This window comes from Fusibacter fontis, from assembly GCF_055378735.1.
This window is the reverse complement of sequence record NZ_AP042445.1, coordinates 2122398-2146847: the sequence shown is the minus strand read 5'-3', so window position 1 is coordinate 2146847 and position 24450 is coordinate 2122398. Positions and strand designations below refer to the sequence as shown.

The following is a 24450-nucleotide window of genomic DNA, read 5'->3' as shown; positions in this document are numbered from 1 at the left end:
CTCACGATGTTGATGTGAAGGGGATCGTCATTTGTTTTATTTGGGTGAACAGTCTAACTACTCTATCCCAATTAATCTTTGCCACTGTGCTAATTTCTTTAGCTGATACAAACTGAGCTCGTCTTTAACGAGTTCTAAATCGCTTGAAATCTGCTCATAGAGAGAACGCGAAGCGTCGATTTGATTTGATTTTGCGAGAATAAGTCCGTAGAGACGAGAGAACTTATGCTTGTCTAGAGGCGTGATGTCTTTTTTCGATGATGCTGATATAAACAAAGGTTCTGCAAGTGCAATGGCCTCTTCAAATTTGGAATTCTCACAATAAGTACACGCGAGATTTAGCCCTGCAAGAATCCGTCTAATATGATCGGGCTCTAAAGTCTCTTTATAGCAATCATACAGTGTTTGAAAAGCCTTTTCTGCATTTTCATAATCATCCAAATCATAGTAAAAAGTTGCTAAATTACTGAGCCTTATTAGTGTTGAGCTATTGTCTTCTCCTAAAACACTCTTGCTTTTTTCGTAACATTCTAATCCCAATGACAAACTGAGTTCTAGTTCGCCACTTTCAGAGTACAAAACACCCAAGTCGCTTAGTCGAGTTAAAGTTGTTTTGTGCAACTCACCTAAAACTTCTTTTGAACTTTCATATAAGATTTTTCCTAATTCTAATGCTTCTTCTAATTTTTTTGCCTTATGAAGATATAAGCATGCGAATTTTCCAGATTCAAGCGTGTCAACATGTCCACGTCCGAGAACTTCGTAGCGTTTTTGATAGACTGTTTCCAATAAAGCAGAAGCGGCATCATACTTTTTAGCACTTCCCAGTGCAGTTCCATAAGAATGCCCTGTTTTCAGAGTCTGTATATGATTTTCTCCCAATACCCTCTTTTGTTGGACATAGAGTTTGCTATAGTAATGACTGCTTTGTTCGTAATTGCCAAGATCTCCGTATAAATAACCAAGATCATCCATGCCCCGCTGTGTATTAAGATGATTTTCACCATACTTAGTGAGCTTTTCTTGATAAAGTACCTCAGCAACGTGAATGGCTGACTCTATTTTTTTAGCAGGTTCAACTGTTAACTGGATAGCATCATCAAAAAGAAAACGGTAAATTTTGAGAGTTTTTTTATCTGCTAATTGTGCTTTGTTTTTTTCCTCTTGGATGAGATAGGCAAATGAAAGCCCTCTATTATAAAGAAGATGTTCATAACTAAAATCAACAACTGAGAGCGTTGGTTCATCTTTTAATAAATCCTGACTGAAACTGCTTTGCGCATTAGATGATATATTCTTAGGTTCAAGTATTTTAGTATTATTGAGGACGAAAGTGCTTCTTTCAAAAAGATTATATAAGTCATACGTACTTCGATCAATCGGAGAAAGATCGGCCGGATCTTCTATTTGACGTAAGAGCTCAGAAAAATCATTTGTTTTGAGGAAGTTTTTTTCTGTGTCGATGAGCTTCATAAATTCATTTACGTTATAAAGATAAATCGATTCTAAATCCTTTGGGTACGTCGAAAAAAAGGTACTGATGGACTTAGAGATTGCATCGTATGCCGCTTTTACATCGTGTTTTGGATAGGACCGTTCTTCACCTGAAAATGCCAAAATCCGGTCATAATTCAGTTTAAGGGTCTCTTGATCGGTTTGATTGATATCACTTAATATAAAATTCAACAAGCCAAAATGAATAATTTTTAAGTCGTTTCGATCAATATTATTTTTTATCACGGTATCTGGATCAGTCAGTACAATTAGATTGATGATTTCAAATTCAGTTCCCAAGATGGCTTTTAGTATTCTTCTTGAACGTCCAACTTGGCTGATAATATTGACGGACTCGATATTTCCTTTTTTGGTGACTTTATGAGTCGATCCAGAGCTATCAATGACGATTTCTTTTGCGCTGTAATCTTTAACCTCAAAGGTATACACTTTTTTGCCATCTACGATGAGAAAATCTAGTTCTAATCGTTCAGAGTCTCCTGGTTCAATTAAGTTTAAATTTGATAAAAACTGAAGTTTGTTCTTTTCGATTTCTCTTTTAACGAGTTTCTCGCCGTTATCGCCTTTGAGCATCCCCATCATCGTTAAAAATAATGAGTTATCAGCTGCAAATTTATCAATTGGAGTGATTGGAAACTGCTCCGTAAAGGACGTAAATTTCTCGCTGCTTATCTTATTTAAAAAATCAGTTAGCCAGTTCATCATGGAGAGTAGTTTTGTACTATAGTCGTTGAATTCACTGTTTTTATAATCACGCATCGTTGAAAAAGAACCGTTTTTTACGGCATTTACAGAAGCGACAATGGTATTGAGTTGAGTGATAGAACTTAGAATAACTTCTTCAAAACGATCTTTCCGGTTTCTTTGTACATTGATACGTTCTTGGACAATTTTCTGGACGAGCGTCTCAAATTGCTCGTTAAAAATCGTATAAGAATCTTCCATTTGCTGTTTGAAATTCCATGGAAAGGTACTGATATAATCGTTCTTCAGACGTCTTTGGCGTTCGTTTTCAGCTTCAGCATCAACCTCAACTTCAACTAATGTAGATGGTTCGGTATTAACCACGATAGATGATTCAGTTTCAACAACTACCGGTCTTTGCGGAAGTGGACGATAAGACATTTTTTTATACTGCTTTTCCTCAGTGGTGCCATTAGACAATCCGAGACTGTTGATTTTATTAGATGAATTTTCAGGTTCTTTTATAGGTTTTATTGCGGGTGCTTTTTTGGATTCATTTACAGGACTCTGATCATTATTAGACGGTTCTTTTCCCTTAAATAGATTTTTTAAAAAGTTAGCCATTTTCACCTCAAGGTTTTCTTTTTTTAACTATTATAGCACATTGTTAAGATGTTCGATAACGGACCAACGTGGTTTATTTCCAGTTGTTCAAATTTACTTCATAAACGTGTTTTCTTCCGGATTTTGAAGAAGTAATTAATGCCATTTGTTCAAGAAGATTAAGTGAATTTCGAACTTTAGAATGACTGAGATGTGTAATTTCAACTATATCGTAGACACTTAATTCAGATTCACCAAACAGTTTGTTTTGTACAAGTAGATATAGAATTAAACTTACACGTTCATCTATTTGAGAGTTAGAATTTTGTAGCGCTTGAATTTCATTTTCGTAGTACGCGAGTTTATTTGCACTTTCTGATAAGGAATAATTAAGTTCTTCTAGTGATTCGGTTAAAACATGTAAAAAATATTGTACAAAACTTGTTATCTCTCCTTTATTTTTAGGATCGTTAACAGTATCAAAATTTTTGTAATAACGATTGATATCTTTTTTGATTGTATAAGCAAGTCGATAAGCAATAAGAGGATGTAATTCTCGAGATAATAAGTAACTACTTATAAATCGACTTATTCTTCCGTTACCATCATAAAATGGATGGATATGACCAAACATATAGTGAAATACAGCAGCACTGATAAACGGATTGTAGTGTTCATTATCTATAATAGAAAGACATTCAGTCATTGTCTCAATTATTTTGCTTTCAGGATTAAGGCCTGTGTGTAATGTTTTACCGGTTTTACTTTGTACATAAACAGGGTCTTTTCTGAAAATCAATCCATCGGGAATATGGTCGATATTGTCATCCGCGACTTCATTAAGTACCAGTTCATTATACAAAATTCGGATGTCAGTACAATTTTTAAGTGCAATGTCCTCTTCTGTTAATAGTTCATATTTCTTTACAAGACCATACAATCGACTATTTTTGCTCAGATCGTCTAATATCTCGCTGATTTCTTTTCTCGTACTGATAACACCTTCAATTTCATTCGTCATCTTAATTTCATCTATGAGACACTTTTTAGTAAATTGTTTTAATGCAATACCAGGTAAAGTATCTGCTTTTAATGACAATTGATGATTCAATTTTAAAATTGACGTGATAGATTGTAAAATATCATGATGAATTACTACAAAAGCATGATGTTCTCCAATCTTAAAATTAAATCGATAGGTGGATTCACTTTGAAATCTTGTAATGTAAGTATTCTGATACAGTTCTTTGTCTTCATAAAACATACTAGAAAGTAATCGATATTTCATAGAAAGCCTCCAATACTCGTTTAACTTATTATAAATCACAAAATATAACAAGTAAACACAAATATAAGTAATTTGTTTGTTCAAAACAAAGGTAAAACAGCATGATAATGGTTTTGCTTTCGGTGTGATGTTCAAAAAAACTGAAATGTGACGAACAAAGTGTTAAATAAATTTCATATTTAATGTTTGGTTAATATTTTGTTAATGTCTCCTAAATTATAATAGAAAAGAACATACATAGTGTTATTACCATAAACATCAGAGCTAATCAAAACAACTAAAAATTTGAAAAGGGAATTATAGAAAGAAAGCAGGCGAATATGCTATTAAAATGGTTGCTATATTTAAAAATAAGGAGTAGGCAAACATGGCTTATAATTCTTGTTCTATGTCTAGCAAGTTTGCTTATGATACAAAGTATTGAAGAGAAGAAAGAACACCGGTATTTTGCAACGAATTATGCAACAGATTCGTTTATGACCATTTCTCATGTGAAAAAAGCAGAATCATTAACTGAAAGTGAAAAATTAAGGAATCCCAAAGCAGAGAGTTCATTTCAATTATTAGATGAAGTTGGAGAAAAAATTTGGAATCTAAGTTATTCAGAGGATTACAGAGAGATGAATCGACTAATTACTTTGATTACAATGTTACATTTACGTGAACAGTATCCAGACACAAAGGCAAATTTAGATGTAAATGCAACCATTCAACCAATATGGAGCGATATTGCGAAGGATATACCTTATGAATCAATTGATTTTGCCGTAAGAGAAAAAGGTGTGGGAACAATTCCAACGAATATGTATTTACTAATGGCTCAATACCATCATTATTTATACATGAATAATCTGGATATGTTATTTAATGATGAGTTGAGCACGATAAACATCTTATATACCTATTTAGATACACTATTACCATTTGCAATCGTCATTCTTTCTATATTTTTAGCTTATAACACAATCAATATTCCGAAAAAAGATGGCAAAATAAAGCTGTTGATTAGTTCAGGCTACGACCGAAAAAAGTTGTATTTATCCGTTTGGGCTAGCAATTTATTTCAAATCCTTTTAATTTTAATGATTCCAATCTGTTTGCTATATAGTGGGAGTGCTTTAAGTGGAGAAAATATGAGGCTAAATTATCCAATGGTTGTGAGATCAAATCCACTTACAGAAATACATGGAATTCCAAATTTCTATGATTGTTCACTAGAAGTGGGGAGAATAAGTGAACTTTATCCAAATGCAATTGGGAGAATCCCACCATTGAATGATCATTTTGTTTATGGGGGAGACTTTAACTCCAATACTCAGGTGATTCCATTTTATCAATTATTAATGCTTTCATTATGTCTTGCTATTTTATTTGTCGCTTTTTTATCGGCGATAGCCATTTTTATATCTGCACTTATTCAGAGTAGCATTGTATCTTTAACGATAAGCGGAATCGTATTTATGTTGGGTTATTTAGGAACAATGCATTTGACTAAAATGGATCATATTAATTTGAGCCCCTTCACGATGTTTAATCCTGTACGGATACTTGAAGGTGTTTATAATACCACTTTTATTTCAAGTGGGATCATTCTATTGCTGTGTACAGTAGTGTTGCTGTTTTCGGGGTGTAAAGTGTTTGAACATAAAAATATTTAGTTTGGAGGCTTAATTTGAATGATAAATTAGTAGAAGTAAAAAATTTGTGCAAATCATTTAACAAAAAATTAGTCCTTGATCATATAAGTTTTGATGTTGGAAAAAATGAAATAGTTGGATTTATAGGCCCAAATGGTGCAGGAAAATCAACTACTATGAAGTGTTTATGTGGTTTGATTCATCATGATGAAGGAGACATCTTGATGAATGGATTCGATGTTAAAAAGCAACGTAAAATGGCGATGAAAAGTATGGCTTCGATGATTGAATATCCAGGTCTATTTTCAGAACTTACCGGTAGAGAAAATATTAAGATGGTCTCGCAGCTTAAGCGAATCCCTTCTCACAGAATAGAAGAAGTCATTCATTTTGTTGACATAGGAGAAGCGATAGATAAGAAAGTGTCAAGATACTCTCTTGGAATGAAGCAAAGACTAGGGTTGGGGATTGCAATTTTAAGCAAACCTAAGTTTTTGATTTTAGATGAACCAACCAATGGTTTAGATCCTACGGGGGTTATCAATTTAAGAAACACCCTGAAAGATTTAATTAAGCACGAAGATATGTCAATTTTGTTTTCATCACATCAACTAGGAGAAATAGAACGGCTTGCAGATAGGATTATCTGCATTAATAATGGAAAAATTGTGGATGTTCCAGTCATGCAAAGTATGCAACTCAATTACATGATACAGTTCAAAGATCCATTGATTGATGCAGTTCAATCGTTCTTAGTTTTGAATGGGACTCAACTAGAACGAATCTCCTCGAATGTAATTAAAATTTCCATAGAATCAGATAAAAGACTAAATGAACTTCTCAAATACTTTGTCTTAAAAAACGTTGAAATCGTGGATATTTATCGGGAGACTGTAGATATTGAAATGCTGTACAAGTCTGTATACAATGTGGAAAGCGAGGTCTGATATGATTGCAAGTATATTTAAATTGCATTTTAAACGGACAAAAAACAAAATAATCGTATTCATTATTGTACTCTATTCAGTACTATTTTCGATTTTTACTTGGTACTCTAGTTCTGATTATTTAGAATCAGAGGGCAATTTACACATGAGTAGGAGTCGAGTCGCAAACACACAAGCAATGACTTTGATAAAATTAAGGGAATTTAATTCAAGAGAACTTGCAGACGAAGGGGCTGATAAAAAAATCGAGTTTTTTTCAGAGCTTAGTAAGCATGAATTAACTGTTGGTAAATTTCTGTTAAGTGGTAATAAAGACAATGATCGTTTTATCAATCTTACGCTGAACAAAATTTATGGTCTATATATAACTTCTATTCAAGACGAAGTTATACCTTTACAAGAGATTAAAGGCCACGGTTTTACTTTTGAGGAATTACGTGCACGGGAAGCGTATACGCTTTTTTTAGATGGATACAAAGAGGATCTCGTATTGAATCCGTATGAAGTAAATAGTGCAAATATGAGTATGCGATTTTTTAGTGGCATCAATTTGATCGTATTAACGAGTTTGATCATCTTATTAATTTTTGATGGGTATTTAACACATATTCATGATGGAAGCTATAAAATTATGTATACGCTAGAGTATTCAAGGAAGCAAGTTTTTATCTCAAAGGTAGCTGTGGAATTGATTATAGGCGTTACTATGTTTATAGTGTCATTTTGCACAATCAATATGATAGGATTTTTCATCGGTGGACTAGGTGATTGGAAATACCCAATGATGTCAAAAGGGCTTTCCGTGGCTTCACAAATAAACTCGGTAAATTCATTCTCAATTTTACCTCTTCACCAGATAGTAACGGCTAGTTTTGTATTGTATCTTTTTATGTTAGCATCACTAATTACATTGATTTTGCTCATTTCGTTGAAAACAGATTCAACAAATGCAAGTATAGGAGTGTTCTTTTGTATAGTGTTTCTATCAGTGCTACTAAATGCCACACAATCTGAAAGTTCGATTATAAAGGGTCATTTTCCGTATTCGTACTTATTTATAGAAAATGTATGGTCGGTTAAAGAACAGTTTAACCTTTGGTATGGATATGTATCAAACATAACTCTATTATTAGTTTCTTTGATCTATATGCGATTTGAAATCGAAAAAAAAGATCTACTTGGAGGTACAGAGAGTCAATTCTAAACAACCAATCTTAGTTTATGACAAAAACAGCTTAGTTTATGACAAGTAGCGTCAAAAGATGGGGGATTTGTGTTATAGTTGGGGTGAAATAAAATATTATCACTGGGGGGAATTGATAATGGGAGAGGGTTATGATGCGGCGATTTTTGAAGAATAGATATAGATTAGTCTATAAAGTTTTTATTGTATCGATGTTTACAATTCTTGGAATTTGTAATTTACATAGTTTTTCGCTTGATCAGAGTCCAATCTTAGCAAGTGATGAGTTTGAGTTTTGTGAACGATTAAATGAATCCATTAAGCAATCAGTTCCCATAATAATAAGTGAGGATGAAACAAATGAAGGGTTTAATCATTTTTTAAATCAATATCAAAGTAATGCAGATGAAAATCTTGATAGCGACGAGGAAGCTTTAGTAATTCAACCTGTAATAAATGCAGAACAAATAGTTGTTGCTAAGATAGATGATAAAAGAATCCTTGCAATGGCAGCTCATATGAGTTGTTTATATGACTTACCTTTGTTTATTTGTTCAGATTCATCGAGTCAAAAATGTCAGGATTTATTGTACGGGAATAAAAAGTCCATTTATATTGGAGAGCATGAGATTGGCTCAAAGGGTGACTCTTTTGCAACTTATGATGAGGTGAAAAATTTATATGACAGGTGCTTAGCAAGCTCACAATTGACTGTCTATATAGAGTCGGAATCATTATATGTTTCAGGTCTTTATCTAGCATCCTTACGGGGTGGTAAACTGTGTTTTGATATTGACGAATACGTTACAACTGAGCAATCACAGTATTTTGCATGGGTTGTTTCTCAGAAGGATTTTAACGCAACAAAGTTAGAAAACATTCAAAAACAACTAGATCTAAATCATGACGAATGTATGGATATCAGTCTTGGAATCATTACGGGTAAAAACGCACAACAAGCCAATCTATTAGTTGTAAGAAGTTATTATTATCCGAGAATGAATCCTGAGAAGCACGTAACGGCAGTAGATGTTTTAAATAGAGATGATTACTCTAGCGAGTTATATGGCGATTGGAGCTATACTCGAGTAGGTGGGCGTAGTGCAGATAAAGAAACGATAAAAGAGCTATTCGCTGAGAGTTCGTATATAAAACTATATGGACATGGCTCACCAACTAGTTTCAAAATAGATGATAGGAGTTCGTTAAAAGGAACGGATATTCCACTTCTCAATTCGCCTATTGTCATTTTTGAAGCGTGTTATACGGGTAAATTTGATGTGGTGAATAGTATTGCTTTAGATATTATTGAAAAAGGTGCTGTGGCTTTCATTGGTTCGGTAAAGAACGGAGGCGTTACAAATCCCAATATTGAGTGTGTAGGTTCACATTTTTATACGACACAGGATGTAAGAATCGGAGACTTTGTCACATATCATAACTTAGGTATAAAAAACAGCATTGAGAATTATGAACGTGCTATTTTAATTGGCGACCCAATGTGGCATGCATTTAAGACGGTTGGAACACTAAATAAAAATCAATATTCTTTTGAGTTGCCTGCTCATACTCTTTTTGATTCGATTGTCCCGATAAAGGTCAGTTCAAAATTGAAAATTAAAGGTTTCGATATGTGGCAATCCAATGCGAATAGAGTTGTTTTTGCTGAATGTCTTGGAGATGAAGTCGCTTTCGATTTAGAAAAAGGGCCATCTATAGTAAGATTGCTTAAAAAGGTGCTGAAGCAAATTTATATATCGTATAGTTTTGTGTTTCAGGAGTTGTTTTCAGTAGATTTGATTTTGGTTGCGATAATCGCAATCGTATTTTTAGTATTAAAATACGGTAGTGAAAAGTATGTGTCGTTAGAACGATTCGACTTAGTTATTCTCAGTATGAGTTTGTTGCTATTTTATTGTTTTGAGCACTTTGTTATTCAAATAGATTTTCAAATCTTTAAGTATATCACACTTTCATCAATTTTTTACATCGTTATTAAATCCAAAGGATCATTTAAAATTTTACTAGGAATTGAAGGAATTTTATTTGTATTATTTGGTTTAGTTCTTCATTTCTTTAATGTTGAAACTTCAATGTATTATATCTTAGGAGTTGGGGTTACTACTTTTGTTGTCGTGACTGGATTGATTGTCAACGGAATGTGCATTTTAACATTAAAGATGAGAACGTTAATTTACAACAATTCGCCTTTTAAGGATGCATAAAATGGAAAGAAAAAAATGGATGTTAACTGAATGACGCTGTATATTCAGACACAAATTATATATATGATAATAGGGTGGCAAGCATTTATCTAGTCTATGAAGACTATTTTGAAATTTTGCATGTAGATGTGGACATAATGACGGAATCCTCAATTGAGATACAAGTCGATAAAAATATTGATAAAGTCTATAATGCATTTTCATATGATGAGATTTATGCAAATACGAAAAACCTTGGAGCATATTGTTTTATCATTAAATGCGAGACAAATACTTAAAATGTAAAATCAAGTACTATTTTAATAAAAGAATCTTAGTTTATGACAAGTAGCGCCATATGATGGGGGATTTGTGTTATAGTTGGGGTGAAAATAATATATTATCACTGGGGGGGGAATTGATAATGGGAGAGGTCAATGATCAATATAAGCGTAATCGAAGTAGAGTTCTCAATTGGATGCATGTGTTGATACTTATCTATGTTCTTATCACTAGAGAGATGAATCTCGACTTTTTCTGGAGCAGGACAGGAATTTTTGCCCCATATTTTATATATGGATGTATTGGTATTATTCGTTATTATCAAGGAAAAACGTCTAAACTACCAAAAGATGATGTATTCATTGTATGGTTTACGACTGCCTGTGAGATTGGACTCGTGATTTATGTATTGGTTCAATAAATTCTTTGATAAAAAATGATGAAAAACGTTGTCAGGTTAAATAAAATGACGATGTCTTCAGGATGTGAACATTATGTTTCAACTGAAGGCAATCGTCATTTTTATCTTGTTATATTTCAATAGTTTCACTAAGTAAAATATATGTTGTAGCGTTTTGTTGTTAATAAAGACTTATTATAACCATTTTTTATAAGTCTGATCAATCCCAATTGCGCCAAGTGGTGCAGTGATGAGGATTGCTAGGACTGCCACGGCGAGGATCGTATGACCTGCTTCGATGCCAGCAGCTAGTGGCAATGCGCCAATTGCAGCTTGTACGGTGGCCTTTGGTAGATAGGCAATGGAGCAAAAAAGGCGTTCTTTTAGATTGAGCGAGGTTTTCATTAAACTCACTTGTACGCCGATAACACGAACCGCGAGAGCCAGTAAAATCAATAAAACAGCGGATAATCCAGCTTCTGTCACGTAGTGGATATTGACTGCGGCACCGACGAGTACAAATAATAGGATTTCAGCGCCCACCCAGATCTTAGAAAATTTTCCTTTGAGTCGTTTTGCAAGGACTTCATACGCCTGTAAAATAGTGCCCCCCATGGCCATAACGGCAAGGAGTCCCGACACTGGAAAATAAGGTTTAATAAAGGCTTCAAATGAAACAAATAAGAAAGCAATACTGAGAATAATCATCACTTTAATCGTATCGCGCATGTGAATTCTTTTAAATACTTTTACGAGGATGAATCCAGTCATAATGCCTAGCGCAAGTCCAGATAGGATCGCGATGGGTACTTCGATTAAGGACATGGCATTAAATGCATGACCGTCGTGAATCCCCATAAATGCGGTAAACAAAATGATAACAAAGATATCGTCAATAGACGCGCCAGCCATGATGAGTTGTGGAATGCTTTTGTCTTTACCGTGTCCAGATTCCATAAGGTGTAGCATGCGTGGAACGATGACTGCTGGTGATACTGCTGCGATGACAGTACCGAGAATCGCCGCTTCTAGTGTGGTTATGTGTAACACCATCGGTGCAAAGATCACAAACGCCCCTATTTCGAAAAGTGCTGGTACAAAACACATGAGAATCGCCGGACGACCGACTTTCTTCAGGTCTGCGAGGTCAATGGCAAGCCCTGCACGCGTTAAAATGATAATCAGTGCAATCTGTCTAAGCTCTGTAGAAATATTGAGTATATCGTCAGAAATAAGATCCAGCACATAAGGCCCAAGCAGGATGCCTGTAAAAATCATCCCCACGAGTCCTGGCAGTTTCAATCGGTTTAGGATGCCACTCAGTGAAAATCCTATAATCATAATCAGTGCTAAACTCAATAACATAACAGTTTCCTCCGTTAATCAATGTGGTGTTAATTGTTGTTGTGCTGCATACATATCGCTATAAATTGTATAAAAAGTTATGACGAAATATCCAATAAAAAAGCTGATAAATCTGCAACGTAAAATAAAGTCACAGAAGTCATCAGCTTATCAGCGGTTTAAGTGGTTGTTCAATCACTTTGGGAGAACCTCATTCCCATCTTTGACATCATAGCACAGATAGAGGTGAGTTTCAAGGGATGGACGGATATAGAAGTTTTCCTATTGTTAATCGGAAAATTATTGATAATCATCATTTTTTAGACTATAATTAGAAAAAAGGAGGGAGTATATGATTAACCGAAAGCGATATATGGATCAACTTATCCAATATAGAGACAATGATTTTGTAAAAGTGATTACGGGTGTTCGAAGGTCTGGTAAATCGTCACTACTCTCACTTTATAAAACATACTTGCTAGAACAAGGTGTAGAAGAAAATCAAATTGTTGAGATTAACTTTGAAAAATTCATGTATGATGATTTAAAAAACAGTCATAATTTGCATAAGTTTATAGAAGCAAAAGTCGTAAAGAATAAGCGGATGACATTTTTGATTGATGAAGTACAAGAAATTGAATCGTGGGGAAAAGTCATTAATAGCCTTAGAGCGAGTTTTGATGCAGATATTTATGTAACAGGTTCAAACTCGAGAATGTTCTCTGGAGAGCATTTAACCTATCTTTCTGGGCGCTACATTGAAATAAAGATCTTTCCTTTATCTTTTAAAGAGTTCCTTGAATTTAAATCCTATAAAGAAGAATTTGCAGAAAATTTTTTTGATGAATACCTTCGTATTGGGTCATTTCCAGCAGTAGGTCTTGCAAAGCAAGAGGAAGTAGTGGAAGCTATATTGTCAGGCTTATTTGATTCAGTCTTCACCAGAGACATTATCATGAGAGGAAATATAAAAGATGAAGGTGCTTTTTATAAAGTAGCTAAGTTTGTATTCGAGAATATTGGAAATAATCTGTCTGCCAATGGTATAAAAAATACGATGCTATCTCATGGTCATAAAATCACTTCTGATACTGTGGATAATTACCTTCAATTAATGTGTGATGCCCACATGCTCTATCAATGTGAACGTTATGATATTCGAGGTAAAGAACGTTTAAAAACCAATGGGAAGTATTATGTTGTAGATACAGGTTTAAGAAATAAACTCCTTGGATATAAACAGGGAAATTTAGGACATATCGTTGAAAACCTCGTTTACATTCAACTGCGAAGAATGGGTTATGAGGTGACTGTTGGAAAAAATATGTCTTATGAAATAGATTTTATAGCAATTAAGGGTACAGCGAGGTTGTATTTCCAGGTGAGTTTAACAGCACTTGATGATGCGACATATGATCGTGAAATCAATTCACTTATTAAGATTAATGATCAATTTCCTAAGTACTTGATTACTATGGATAAGGTAGATCTGTCAAAAGAGGGAATTGTACATTTGAATTTGATGGATTTTCTGCTTGAAAAATACAATTTTTAACTTTTGATACCAGTAATGACAACGGTTAGAAATGCTTCGGAACTATTAGTAGGAGTTGAAACTTTTATTGTCATTAAAAGCCAATTCATAATTTGGAATCCGATTTTTAGTTACTTGAACACAGGTGAATGGATAGTTCCAAAATTAATTCTATTTGCAGGCGGAGCTCTCTTGATATTAGTCTCAATATCAATTGTATCGACCCGGCGAAAATCCTACAGAAAAGAATTGTCGTGAGATTTAATGGTTGTTCACGCACAACACCACCGGCGAAAATTCCATGTAAGTGGGACGACGCTTCACATAATGGTGATTCATGAACGATTCCGCAGGCGCAGCCGAGGACCAAGTGAAGGAAGCACCATTATGTGAAGCGTCGTCCCATCATACTCCATAGTTTTCCCCCACACCTTAATAAACTCAATGAGGAAACTTCTTTATTATGTCTTATCGTATAGATATGTTTTCTTAGTTTTTATACTTCCTAATACAATTCCTAATGGCATATTAATCGCAACTAAAAAAAATGTCACCCTTTCGAAATTCATTATACTACCAAGTAAAAACATCATTGTTCCAATAGTGAAAAAAACAATAAAAAAATTCAACTGGCGTCTAAGTCTCTTCTTGGTTTTTTCCCAACTATGTTTATTAACCTTTTTTTGTAATTTCATGATCAATCCAGGTAGGTTAAAAAATATATAATATGAAAAACCAATGAACAACGATAAGACTGATCGCTGACTGAATAATTCATATCCAGCGCCACCAATAAGTAAGAATAAAGTGAAACTAAAACCTAAATAATACCTTGAATATTTAATCAATGCATCAATATTTTCATCTAAGAAATTAAACATTTAGATACCTCCTATTTTAATGATGTTACCATAAAGTCTTCGATAATTCCATCACTTCAACATATAACATGTACTTTGGTTAAATGTTGCATCAAATTTGCGCTTATCTTGTTGTTACAATCCGTTCATGCACAACGCCACCGGCGAAAATTCCATGTAAGTGGGACGACGCTTCACATAATGGTGATTCATGAACGATTCTGCAGGCGCAGCCGAGGACCAAGTGAAGGAAGCACCATTATGTGAAGCGCCACCCCATCATACCCCATAATTTTCCCTCACACCTTGACAAAATCAAAGGGACGGATTATATTAATTGAAGAATGACAAATTAGACACCCACAAGTCTGCAAAAATCTTTGGGTGTAGTATAAGGCTATGAAAAGGCCAGTAAGTGCAACGATATCTTTAGAGAATGGGATTCACCGGCTGAAAGATCCCTAGAGTAAATGGCACTGAACCTACCTTTGAGCATGTATTAATCGTACACGGGAAGGACCGTTATATCCTATACGAGTGAGTAAAGCAATTTACTAATTAGAGTGGTACCGCGAGTCTTCGTCTCTAGCAATAAGAGATGAAGGCTTTTTGTTTTTTTGAAAGTAAAAGTGGATAAAGAGGACATCATCGAGTGTTGTTTTATCGGTGAATAAGAGAAATCAAGTAAATAAGAGTAATCATATAAACACGAGAAATAAAATGAATCTTAACGGAGGTTATAATGAGTAAGCAAAATGAAAAAGAATTTGTAAAAGACATTACCAAAATGGAAGATGATTTCGCACAGTGGTATACAGATGTCATCAAAAAGACGGACTTAGTAGACTATTCACCTGTAAAGGGTTTTATGGTCATCAAACCATACGGTTATGCACTTTGGGAAGGGATTCAAGCATTTTTAGACAGACGTTTCAAAGAAACAGGTCATCAAAATGTGTATTTCCCACTCTTAATTCCAGAGAGTTTATTAAACAAAGAAAAAGAGCACGTTGAAGGTTTCGCGCCAGAAGTGGCTTGGGTAACACATGGCGGTAGTGAAGAGCTTGCTGAACGTCTTTGTGTACGACCAACATCTGAGACGATTATTTGTTCTATGTACTCAAAATGGCTCACAACTTATAGAGAACTTCCATATCTTTATAACCAATGGTGTTCGGTTGTACGCTGGGAAAAAGCGACGCGTCCATTTTTAAGAACGTCTGAATTCTTATGGCAAGAAGGTCATACGCTTCATGAAACACAACAAGAGGCGCAAGAAGAAACACTTAGAATGCTCGGCATTTATCAAGAGATGGCTGAAGAACTTTTAGCAATTCCAATGGTTGCCGGTCGAAAATCAGATCGTGAAAAATTTGCTGGTGCTGAAGCGACGTACACAATCGAGGCGCTTATGCATGATGGTAAAGCGCTTCAATCGGGAACTTCACACAACTTAGCGCAACACTTTACGAAAGCGTTTGAAATCACATTCCAAGGCAGAACAGGCGAACTTGAACATCCACATCATACATCATGGGGCGTATCGACTCGTCTAATCGGCGGCGTAATCATGGTGCATGGCGATAACAGAGGTTTGGTATTGCCACCAAGACTTGCACCAATTCAAGTAGTGATTATTCCAATTGCACAGAAAAAAGAAGGCGTACTTGAGCACGTTAATGCGCTATTTGATGAACTTAAAGCAGCGGGTATCCGCGTGAAGTTAGACGACAGCGCGGAGTATTCACCAGGCTGGAAATTCAATGAATATGAAATGAAAGGCGTGCCACTCCGTTTAGAAGTGGGTCCTAGAGATATTGAAAACGGCGTGATGATGGCAGCAAGACGCGACACGCTTGAAAAGATGACGTTAAACCGCGAAGGGGCTGTTGAGACCGTTAAAACGTTATTGGATACGATTCATTACGACATGCTTGAAAGAGCAAGAAAAAATAGAGATGAGAAGACGTTTACATTTAGCACATACGATGAATTCAAAACTAAAATGGTAGAAACACCTGGTTTTGCTAAAACGATGTGGTGTGGCGACGAAGCGTGTGAAGCACAGGTAAAAGCAGATACAGGCGTAACGATTCGCTGTCTTCCATTTGAACAAGAAAACTTGGGCGATACGTGTCCATTCTGTGGCAAACCAGCGAAACACATGGTTTACATGGCAAAAGCGTACTAAGAAAATCAATATAAAAAAGTGGCGAATCCCCACATTTATTTATAAGATGTGATGATTCCACCACCGATTAAACGATCGCCAATATAACAGACCAATGCTTGTCCTTTTGAAGGTGCCCGAACGGGACTTTCAAACGTGAGGCGAGCAGCGGTCTTTATTTTTTTGTTCTCTAGAAGACAGGTTGTCTTTGAACTATTTGAGTGAATGATTTCGCCTACTTCAACTGTTAATTCTGGTTTGAACAGTTCATCTGACTTCACAATGCATAATTTTCCTTCGTAAACCGCTGACCACTGGCTGACGATGACGGAGACTTCAAGCGTATTTTCGTCAGGCGATTCCTGAAGCAACGACGCTTGTAGCTTGGGTGAAATGAGGTTGAAATCTTCACAGTCGATGGTGTGATATAAAAGATCCTCTTCGCTTCCAAGTGTAACGATCTGTGAATGGGCATTCAGCTCTGTTACGACGTATTTTCCATTGAGATATTGTCCGTTTAGGTCTTTGCCCAGTCGCCTTTTTTGCCCAATGGTGAAGTGAGCGGTTCCTTGATGATGCCCCACGATTTCTCCTGTGGTGAGGACAAAGTCACCAGGGGACATGGCCGGATGAGAGTGTTCTTTAAGATAGAGCGCATGGTTTTTGTGTTCGATGAAGCAGATGCCCATACTGTCTTTTTTCTCGGCGAGTTCAAGATGATAGGACGCAAATGTCTCGCGAACAGCGGCTTTACTTTCCATATCGCCAAGGGGAAAAATCAGCCGACTCAGCGTCTCTTGATTGAGATGATAGAGATTGTACGATTGATCTTTGCGCTTATTTTCTGAGCGATAGAGTTCGTATTCACCTGTATCTTGGTTATACACACACTTTGCATAGTGTCCAGTTGAAAAATACTCAGCGCCATGTGCGACTGCATCTTCAATGAGTCGCCCATATTTGAGTTTTTCATTGCAGATTAGGCATGGATTGGGCGTATTTCCTTGTGCATAAGCATCGTGAAAGTTTTTAATGACAAGATCATTAAAATAGGTGCGATAATCGAGTACCAAGTGTTCTATTTCTAGGCATTTGGCTATTTGGCGTGCAGATTCAATTTCGCTGGATTGGTGGTCAAAGAGCCACATGGTAACACCGATGACTTCGTGACCTTGCTTTTTAAGTAAAAGGGCGGTGGTGCCACTATCGACACCACCGCTCAATCCTACTGCTATTTTACTCATATTAATTGACCCTTTCAGTTCCAACAAATGCCACTGCTATCATATCGGGACCAACATGTGATGCAATCGTCATTGAAAGTTCACTGACGATAATTTCTACGTTTGGTTTGATGTCTCGAATCTGCTGAACAAGCTGTTCTGCGTCATCTGGACAATTGCCATGGCCAACGATGATAAACTGTGTGAGTGATGGATCAAAATGTTCGTTAACTTTTGAAGCTAAAAGTGCGATGGATTTTTTACGGCCTCTGACATTGCCATAAGGTTTGATTCGTCCTTCATTGTCGAGTCCGAGTGTCGGTTTGACGTTGAGAACATTTCCTACCATAGCTGAGGTAGAAGAGATGCGACCGCCATTTTTTAAATATGTGAGGTTGTCTACACCAAACCAATGTTGTGTTTTGAGTTTGACAGAATCTGCCCATGCGGCTACTTCTTCTGCTGATTTTCCAGCTTGTGCGAGTCGTACGGCTCCAACAATTAAGACGCCAAGTCCAATAGATGCAGAGACAGTATCGACGATCTCGATTTTTCGCTCTGGATAATCTTCAAGCGCATTGAGTTTGCCAATCATAGCTGAGTTCATCGTGCCGCTCATTCCTGAAGAGAGTGGTAAGTATACGATGTCATTGCCTTCGGCGAGTTCTTTGCGAAAAACTTCTTCAAAACGAAACGCGTTGATCTGTGAAGTAGTCGGCATGATGCCTTGTCTTAAAAGATTGTAGAATTCCGTCTTGTCATAAGATTTACCCAAGTCATCAATTACGTCTCTGTCTTGGATGCGTATCGGCATGCCAATGACGTGTAAAAGCGATGTGTGTGCTTCTACAAATTGAAGGGGTAAATCACAGCAGGAATCTGTTATGATTTTTAGGTTCATTGAGCGCCTCCAGTTTCTTTTCTTAGTGATGTGATTTTCTCCTAATCATAAATGTCACATAGGAAGAAAAGGCTGTAAGTTTGAACCCAACTGCGAGAATTAAAAGATATTGCAACCACTTAGCATCTGGCATCCAAAGTAACAATACAATGGAGAGGCTAAATACAACAGTTGCGAGCTTGCCAAAAATGTTTGACGGAATAATGAGTTTTTCTTTACGTAAGTATAAATAGATACCTGTACAAATCATAAAGAGTTCTTTGACCAACATAATGAGCAGGACCCAAAATGGCACATAGTGATCGATATACAGCGAAGTGAGCGCTGTTAGCAGCATGAGTTTATCTGCTAGCGGATCAAATACGGTACCAAATGGAGTAATCAGTTGATATTTCCTTGCAATGTAACCATCCAAAAAATCTGTTATCCCGGCAATAATAAAAATAATAAGTGCGAATAAATGTGCATAAGACAAATTAGAAAAATAAACAAAATAAAACACTGGGACTAAACAAAGGCGGATGGCTGTAAGAATATTTGGGGTGTTTTTCAACCGTTTCACTCCTCTCGAGTATGGAATACAAAATTACACTTAATTTGATTATAAACGAATTAGAAGTTGTTTTCAATTGAAGTTGTCAATAGAGGAGAATATACAACGAAAACATAAAAAAACACATTCGTAGATAAAGCTAGAATGTGTTTTAAGTATTTGTGATAACCATTAATGTCTATGAAAGGGTTCGTGTTCAAACAATGGTTGATGTTCTCGTAGTGGTTGATGTCCATGTACTTGTTCGTGTCCATGTAGTTGTTCATGGCGAGAAAAATGTCGCATAAGCTCGTGTCGAAGTTTTTTAAATTGTTTGATATTGCCTTCATATATAAGTGTCATGTTGTCCAGATCAAAGAAATCCGTCGCTTGCACCAGTCCCGGATGTTTTCCGATGTCTAAAACACCATGCTTTTTTAGAAGCATATAGACAAATTGAGAGCAAAAATAGTGATTTTTACGAGGAAGTGGACGATTCACTAGTACGCCAAAAAGGCCTAAAAAATTATAGTGGTAGCGATGACGATGTTTGTAAAAAAATCGAATATCGCGATTAAGGCCGTTGAATTGCCTTCTCGTTACTGGAACTCGGTATATTTTACATTCAGCAGCATCATTTTTTTTATAGACGCCTTCAAATAAATTTTCTTCTACAAATCCACCTGAAAATGGATTGTCTGGATTCACTCTTCCGAAACTGTACATTCTCGAAAATGTATCATCAAAGCTAATGGACGTGTGCACATAACTCGAAGGGGTGAAATGCTTGATCGTTCTTGCAAGCCACGTTCCAGTTTTTGAAAATACAAGATATATGTAATCTTGTTGTGTTGGCATAAAATTCTCCAAATTATGAGACTTTGTCGAAATAAAAGTACTAAGATACAACTACTAAAATACAACGACGTAGTTAATACTGAGAAATTATATCATTTTTTTTAGTATAAGACTAGGACAGAACTCTAATTAATGGAAATTTAAGAATGATGAAACGAGGTAAGCGTTGAAGGAAAGGCAAATTTTTACCTACCTACAATATCTTGGTAACCTTCAATTTCTGAACGATTTGCACCATATGGTTCAATATAATAACGACCTTCGGACTCTTCAATCATTATGAGACCGTTAGCTTCAGAAGAAATACTAACGTTCAGGTAATATAACATAGGGTAGTCTTCCTCGTTAAAGGATTCAGCTCGGTCAACTTTTAGTTTGTGATACCAATTTGAACCGTAACGATTTGCCATTAGAGCGTTTGCTTCATGTAAATACCCCTCGATACGCGTTTGATCTCTAACTGGATCTCCATATTCATCTAAATACTTACCGTCTTTAATACAAGATAACAGCAAATCTACATCTTCATTTTTGATTGCCTTAAAAAAATTTCTGGTCACTGACTGTGGTGTTTTATTCATATCGCTATGAGGACCATCAAAATTTGAAGTGCTTATAAACAAGTATACCGAGCAAATTGAAACTATAGCAATAATTAATGAAATGATTGGATGTAATTTAATTATTTTAGAAATCCGCTTAAATGAAAAATTCTGCACATGATTTTGTTTTGAATCTGAAAAAAACATTTGAGTAGGCTTAACGGTGCTTTTTGATTTATTTGTTAGGTTGTAATGAATTTTCTTTCCACAATGATAGCAATAACTACAATCGTCGTTGATTTTAGTTCCACATTCGCTGCAATACATAATGTCCTCACTTTATATAGATGGTGTAATTTTCAAAATATAGATGATGTAATTTTCAAAGATATTATACTAAGAAATTCACAGTAAGTTAAGCATTATAAAATTTTCAGTCTTCAAATCACTGATTTGGGTATATACTAAAAAGAGAATGATGAAATCGGAGGATGCCATGTCTGAAAAACAAAGTACTCAAGTAAATGACAATACTCAAGAAAAGGACCGCACTCAAGAAAAGGACAACACACATAAAAAACGTAAAAAAGAAACTCTAGAGATGAGTCAAGAAATGGGTCCTGAGATGAAACTTCAAATGGAGATATTAAATGTACTCTTTGAAGGTGCATTTATTGTCAGTGAGATGGGGACGATTTTGCACTGGAATCAAGGGGCAAAGCGATTGACGGGGTATAGTGCTGAAGATATGCTTATGACGAATTTTTCTGAGGATATCCTCAATTTGATGGATGATGCAGGTAGACAACTGTGTCTTGGTAATTGTCCGGTAGAACTTACTTTTTCCGATGGCGTACAACGTGAAGTAGATGCGTATACAAAACATAAACGCGGGCATCGCGTCCCTTTAAAATACAGAGTTTCTATGTTAGAAGCCCTTCCAAATGGCGAGAGATCTGTGCTCGTAACGATGGCACCAGTAATGGAGTCGGTTAAGACTTCTGAACGATTGAATGCTGAATCGCAATTGCTTTTGATGGATCCTTTGACAGATCTTCCTAATCGGACCTATATAGATCTTATTTTAGATGAAAAAATCAAGATGTTTGAGCGATTTTCATTTCATTTTGGCGTTGCACTTGTGGATATTGATAATTTCGAAGGCGTGAATGCAACTTTTGGAAGAGCATTGAGCGATGAAGTGTTAAGTGTACTTGCAAGAACATTTAGAAATTCATTTAGAGGGGCTGATTTTATCGGCAGATGGCAAAATGATGAATTTTTATTTTTCTTCTCGGGTGTCACCAATGAACACATGCAGAAGTTATGTGAGCGTATTCGTATTCTCGCAGAGGGAAGCGTTTTGCGAAATGAAACCTTTAGAGATATTGAATTTACAGTCTCTGTGGGTGGAACTGTGATCCGAAAAGGAGACACACAGCAATCCGTGATGGATCGAGTTGCAGACCGTTTAAAACGTGCAAAATCCAAGGGTGGTAACACGTGTATGACACGTTAGCAGTTATTATATAAAAGGAAGATTAATGAGTTTGAAGAAAAAACAGAATTTAGTGAGTTCAACTAATTTCCAACCACCAACCGATTTGCTCGAATGGTATGATGGTGTTAAAAGGGATCTCCCTTGGCGTCATGATATTACGCCCTACAAAGTGTGGATTTCGGAAATTATGCTTCAACAAACGCAAGTGGTGACGGTTTTACCGTATTACCACCGATTTATGGAGCGATTTCCAACTGTAGAATCCCTTGCAAATGCAAATGAAGAAGAAGTATTTAAATATTGGGAAGGCCTTGGGTACTATTCCCGTGCACGCAATCTGATCAAATGTGCACGAATCGTAGCGACTGAATATCGTGGTGAGTTTCCAAATCGTGCAGCAGCGTTAGAGAAACTTCCAGGGATTGGTCCTTATACATCTGCTGCAATTGCATCGATTGCTTTTAATGAGTGCATCGCAGCGGTTGATGGCAATGTGTTTCGAGTGTTGTCGAGAATCTACGAAAATGACCTCGCTGTCAACCAGCCTAAGAATGTAATGATTTTTCGTAATCAGGCCAATGAGTTGATGAAGGAGCTCATGCAACATCATGAAAGTCGACCTGTTGGAGATTTTAATCAAGCGATGATGGAGCTTGGAGCCACAGTGTGTACGCCGACACAGCCTAGATGTGAACTATGTCCATTTCGTGTGACTTGTAGGGCCAATCTGCACCAGACGACGAAAGACTATCCCGTAAAAATTAAAAAGGCGAAAAAAATTGAACAAAGAGTGGCTATGATCGTGATGCTTCATCAAAATCAGGTGTTACTCATGAGAAAAAATGATTTGGGACTATTATCTGACTTATGGGGATTTCCAGCATTTGATCTTGATGAATATCGTAAGGAACAAGGCATATCCAAAGAGTCGCGAGTATCACAGGAGTTGCAAGTTTCACAAAAACTGCAAATTTCACAAGAGTTGAAAGTTTCACAAAAACTGCAAATTTCGCAAAAACCGCAAGTTTCACAGGAATCGCAAGTATCAAAAGAATCGGAAGTTTCACAGGAACTGCGAGTATCACAAGCTTCGGAAGTTTCTCTAAAGTCAAAGAATTCTCATGAGTCATTGGACAAGCAACTAGTCGAGATATGGGTTCAGGAGACTTTGGGGTTACAGTCCACAGTTTCGCATACTAAAAAAGGCTTTAAACACGTGTTTACACACAGAGTCTGGCATCCAGAACTTTTTTTTATGTGGACAGAACATGCAATCACGCTGGATTATCCACAGGTGATGTGGGTGAATTTGGATGACTTGTTGCATTCAAAAATAGATGAAGCAATTTCAACAGCCATCAAGAAGCAGTTTCAGGTGATTGCAGAGGTAACTATTAACGGTTTATTTAAAGCTCGTGGATAAGTTAGGAGTGAATCGATGTTTATAAAAGCGCGTGCTGAAACACTGTATGATTTTGTCAAAGAAGATACAACACGTAATTATTTTATCTGCTATACACTCAATCATCAAAATCCATATCAAGATGCATGGACATATTCTGAAGGCCATGAGATCAAAGTTGCAGTCTTTTTAAGAAAAACAGGGAATATTCAGATAGCCTATCAAGAGGGTTTTGATTTAAAATGTTGCAAAAATCACATGGAAAATTTACTGATGTCTATTGACTGGAAACAAGCAATCGTCCATACTGAGGTTATGCAGTTGCTGTCGGATATGTGTTTCGAAACAACCATTCGTGAAGGCGCATGGATTGCAAGGTGCACACCGGAAAATTGGCATAGCAAATCGGTTGAGTTACAATCACCCTATCAACTATCTTTGTTGTCTTCTGATGACATGGATGAAATCGTATCCGTTTATCGAGATGTGTTTGAACATTTTGCAGCGGATCAATACATGACGGAAAAACTTAATTGTAGACGAGGTCGAGCTGTTGGCGTCAAATGGAACAATCAATTGGTGAGCGTTGCACAAACAGATTATGAATCTGAATCATCGGCTCTTATTGTCGGTGTTGCAACGAAAAAAATTTTTCAAGGAAAATCTATTGGTCGCATGTGTTTTCAATCTCTCTGCGAAGCACTTGTCCGTGAAGGTAAGACGCTTTATTTGCAATATGATTCTCCCGTTGCTGGCAAACTCTATCATAGTACTGGCTTTGAAAATTATGAACGCGTCTATCATATAACTAAAAATGAAAATAAATCATAACAAGAGGTT

Annotated in this window: 19 protein-coding genes, 1 riboswitch and 1 other annotated feature; of the genes, 10 read left to right on the top strand and 9 right to left on the bottom strand. The window is 36.2% G+C overall.

Features of this window, described 5'->3' with window-relative positions; all coding sequences use genetic code 11:
* Window positions 1–57: 57 nt before the first annotated feature.
* Window positions 58–2823, bottom strand: a complete 2766-nt coding sequence (locus tag ACZ41W_RS09710) for a nuclease-related domain-containing protein (protein ID WP_464311781.1) — start codon at window positions 2821–2823, stop codon at window positions 58–60.
* A gap of 73 nt (window positions 2824–2896) precedes the next feature.
* Window positions 2897–4090, bottom strand: a complete 1194-nt coding sequence (locus ACZ41W_RS09705; protein WP_464311780.1) for a Fic family protein — start codon at window positions 4088–4090, stop codon at window positions 2897–2899.
* A 407-nt stretch (window positions 4091–4497) separates the two neighbouring features.
* On the opposite strand from ACZ41W_RS09705, the gene ACZ41W_RS09700 reads away from it, so the two are divergent.
* The 5 genes from ACZ41W_RS09700 (at window position 4498) to ACZ41W_RS09680 (ending at window position 10764) form a co-directional block, all read left to right on the top strand.
* Window positions 4498–5748, top strand: coding sequence for a hypothetical protein (locus ACZ41W_RS09700; protein WP_464311779.1), 1251 nt, complete (start codon window positions 4498–4500; stop codon window positions 5746–5748).
* A gap of 14 nt (window positions 5749–5762) precedes the next feature.
* Window positions 5763–6674, top strand: a complete 912-nt coding sequence (locus ACZ41W_RS09695) for an ABC transporter ATP-binding protein (protein WP_464311778.1) — start codon at window positions 5763–5765, stop codon at window positions 6672–6674.
* Between the two features lies 1 nt (window position 6675).
* Window positions 6676–7878 carry a hypothetical protein gene (locus tag ACZ41W_RS09690; RefSeq protein WP_464311777.1) on the top strand — a complete coding sequence of 401 codons (1203 nt, stop codon included), beginning with the start codon at window positions 6676–6678 and terminating at the stop codon, window positions 7876–7878.
* 131 nt (window positions 7879–8009) lie between these two features.
* Complete coding sequence (locus tag ACZ41W_RS09685; RefSeq protein WP_464311776.1) at window positions 8010–10082, top strand: C25 family cysteine peptidase; 2073 nt, start codon at window positions 8010–8012, stop codon at window positions 10080–10082.
* A 403-nt stretch (window positions 10083–10485) separates the two neighbouring features.
* Complete coding sequence (locus tag ACZ41W_RS09680) at window positions 10486–10764, top strand: hypothetical protein (RefSeq protein ID WP_464311775.1); 279 nt, start codon at window positions 10486–10488, stop codon at window positions 10762–10764.
* Between the two features lie 174 nt (window positions 10765–10938).
* Here ACZ41W_RS09680 and ACZ41W_RS09675 read toward each other — a convergent pair whose 3' ends face one another.
* The gene (locus ACZ41W_RS09675; RefSeq protein WP_464311774.1) at window positions 10939–12108 is read right to left on the bottom strand and encodes a cation:proton antiporter; all 1170 of its coding nucleotides are present in this window, start codon (window positions 12106–12108) and stop codon (window positions 10939–10941) included.
* 126 nt (window positions 12109–12234) lie between these two features.
* Window positions 12235–12315: riboswitch (Fluoride riboswitch) on the bottom strand.
* Between the two features lie 124 nt (window positions 12316–12439).
* Between ACZ41W_RS09675 and ACZ41W_RS09670 the strand changes: the two genes are divergently transcribed.
* Window positions 12440–13642: an ATP-binding protein gene (locus tag ACZ41W_RS09670; RefSeq protein ID WP_464311773.1), complete on the top strand. Its 1203-nt coding sequence runs from the start codon at window positions 12440–12442 to the stop codon at window positions 13640–13642.
* Between the two features lie 440 nt (window positions 13643–14082).
* Here the strand turns inward: ACZ41W_RS09670 and ACZ41W_RS09665 are convergent, their stop codons facing one another.
* On the bottom strand, window positions 14083–14502 hold the full coding sequence (locus ACZ41W_RS09665) for a hypothetical protein (protein WP_464311772.1): 420 nt from the start codon (window positions 14500–14502) through the stop codon (window positions 14083–14085).
* A gap of 369 nt (window positions 14503–14871) precedes the next feature.
* Window positions 14872–15071, top strand: a binding site (T-box leader).
* A 152-nt stretch (window positions 15072–15223) separates the two neighbouring features.
* Here ACZ41W_RS09665 and proS point away from each other — a divergent pair.
* Window positions 15224–16672 carry a proline--tRNA ligase gene (proS, locus tag ACZ41W_RS09660; protein ID WP_464311771.1) on the top strand — a complete coding sequence of 483 codons (1449 nt, stop codon included), beginning with the start codon at window positions 15224–15226 and terminating at the stop codon, window positions 16670–16672.
* A 35-nt stretch (window positions 16673–16707) separates the two neighbouring features.
* On the opposite strand, the gene ACZ41W_RS09655 is transcribed toward proS, so the two are convergent.
* From ACZ41W_RS09655 to ACZ41W_RS09635, 5 genes are all read right to left on the bottom strand, one after another.
* On the bottom strand, window positions 16708–17895 hold the full coding sequence (locus ACZ41W_RS09655) for a tRNA-specific 2-thiouridylase (RefSeq protein WP_464311770.1): 1188 nt from the start codon (window positions 17893–17895) through the stop codon (window positions 16708–16710).
* A 1-nt stretch (window position 17896) separates the two neighbouring features.
* Window positions 17897–18775 carry a DegV family protein gene (locus tag ACZ41W_RS09650; RefSeq protein WP_464311769.1) on the bottom strand — a complete coding sequence of 293 codons (879 nt, stop codon included), beginning with the start codon at window positions 18773–18775 and terminating at the stop codon, window positions 17897–17899.
* A 22-nt stretch (window positions 18776–18797) separates the two neighbouring features.
* A complete protein-coding gene (gene pgsA, locus ACZ41W_RS09645) occupies window positions 18798–19328 on the bottom strand; it encodes a CDP-diacylglycerol--glycerol-3-phosphate 3-phosphatidyltransferase (protein WP_464311768.1) in 531 nt (176 codons plus the stop codon).
* 171 nt (window positions 19329–19499) lie between these two features.
* Window positions 19500–20165, bottom strand: a complete 666-nt coding sequence (locus ACZ41W_RS09640) for a hypothetical protein (protein ID WP_464311767.1) — start codon at window positions 20163–20165, stop codon at window positions 19500–19502.
* A 185-nt stretch (window positions 20166–20350) separates the two neighbouring features.
* Complete coding sequence (locus tag ACZ41W_RS09635) at window positions 20351–21034, bottom strand: hypothetical protein (RefSeq protein WP_464311766.1); 684 nt, start codon at window positions 21032–21034, stop codon at window positions 20351–20353.
* 169 nt (window positions 21035–21203) lie between these two features.
* Here ACZ41W_RS09635 and ACZ41W_RS09630 point away from each other — a divergent pair, with 169 nt between their 5' ends.
* The 3 genes from ACZ41W_RS09630 to ACZ41W_RS09620 are packed head-to-tail and all read left to right on the top strand — an operon-like array spanning window position 21204 to window position 24441.
* Window positions 21204–22226: a diguanylate cyclase domain-containing protein gene (locus tag ACZ41W_RS09630; protein WP_464311765.1), complete on the top strand. Its 1023-nt coding sequence runs from the start codon at window positions 21204–21206 to the stop codon at window positions 22224–22226.
* Between the two features lie 25 nt (window positions 22227–22251).
* Window positions 22252–23631 carry an A/G-specific adenine glycosylase gene (gene mutY / locus ACZ41W_RS09625; protein WP_464311764.1) on the top strand — a complete coding sequence of 460 codons (1380 nt, stop codon included), beginning with the start codon at window positions 22252–22254 and terminating at the stop codon, window positions 23629–23631.
* A gap of 15 nt (window positions 23632–23646) precedes the next feature.
* A complete protein-coding gene (locus ACZ41W_RS09620) occupies window positions 23647–24441 on the top strand; it encodes a GNAT family N-acetyltransferase (RefSeq protein WP_464311763.1) in 795 nt (264 codons plus the stop codon).
* The last annotated feature ends 9 nt before the right edge of the window (window positions 24442–24450 follow it).

Bases quoted from the DNA above. Each gene is read 5' to 3' on its own strand.
- ACZ41W_RS09710 (WP_464311781.1), bottom strand. From the start codon at position 2,823: ATGGCTAACTTTTTAAAAAATCTATTTAAGGGAAAAGAACCGTCTAAT.
- ACZ41W_RS09705 (WP_464311780.1), bottom strand. From the start codon at position 4,090: ATGAAATATCGATTACTTTCTAGTATGTTTTATGAAGACAAAGAACTG.
- ACZ41W_RS09700 (WP_464311779.1), top strand. From the start codon at position 4,498: ATGATACAAAGTATTGAAGAGAAGAAAGAACACCGGTATTTTGCAACG.
- ACZ41W_RS09690 (WP_464311777.1), top strand. From the start codon at position 6,676: ATGATTGCAAGTATATTTAAATTGCATTTTAAACGGACAAAAAACAAA.
- ACZ41W_RS09685 (WP_464311776.1), top strand. From the start codon at position 8,010: ATGATGCGGCGATTTTTGAAGAATAGATATAGATTAGTCTATAAAGTT.
- ACZ41W_RS09680 (WP_464311775.1), top strand. From the start codon at position 10,486: ATGGGAGAGGTCAATGATCAATATAAGCGTAATCGAAGTAGAGTTCTC.
- ACZ41W_RS09675 (WP_464311774.1), bottom strand. From the start codon at position 12,108: ATGTTATTGAGTTTAGCACTGATTATGATTATAGGATTTTCACTGAGT.
- ACZ41W_RS09670 (WP_464311773.1), top strand. From the start codon at position 12,440: ATGATTAACCGAAAGCGATATATGGATCAACTTATCCAATATAGAGAC.
- ACZ41W_RS09665 (WP_464311772.1), bottom strand. From the start codon at position 14,502: ATGTTTAATTTCTTAGATGAAAATATTGATGCATTGATTAAATATTCA.
- proS (WP_464311771.1), top strand. From the start codon at position 15,224: ATGAGTAAGCAAAATGAAAAAGAATTTGTAAAAGACATTACCAAAATG.
- ACZ41W_RS09655 (WP_464311770.1), bottom strand. From the start codon at position 17,895: ATGAGTAAAATAGCAGTAGGATTGAGCGGTGGTGTCGATAGTGGCACC.
- ACZ41W_RS09650 (WP_464311769.1), bottom strand. From the start codon at position 18,775: ATGAACCTAAAAATCATAACAGATTCCTGCTGTGATTTACCCCTTCAA.
- ACZ41W_RS09640 (WP_464311767.1), bottom strand. From the start codon at position 20,165: ATGCCAACACAACAAGATTACATATATCTTGTATTTTCAAAAACTGGA.
- ACZ41W_RS09635 (WP_464311766.1), bottom strand. From the start codon at position 21,034: ATGTATTGCAGCGAATGTGGAACTAAAATCAACGACGATTGTAGTTAT.
- ACZ41W_RS09630 (WP_464311765.1), top strand. From the start codon at position 21,204: ATGTCTGAAAAACAAAGTACTCAAGTAAATGACAATACTCAAGAAAAG.
- mutY (WP_464311764.1), top strand. From the start codon at position 22,252: ATGAGTTTGAAGAAAAAACAGAATTTAGTGAGTTCAACTAATTTCCAA.
- ACZ41W_RS09620 (WP_464311763.1), top strand. From the start codon at position 23,647: ATGTTTATAAAAGCGCGTGCTGAAACACTGTATGATTTTGTCAAAGAA.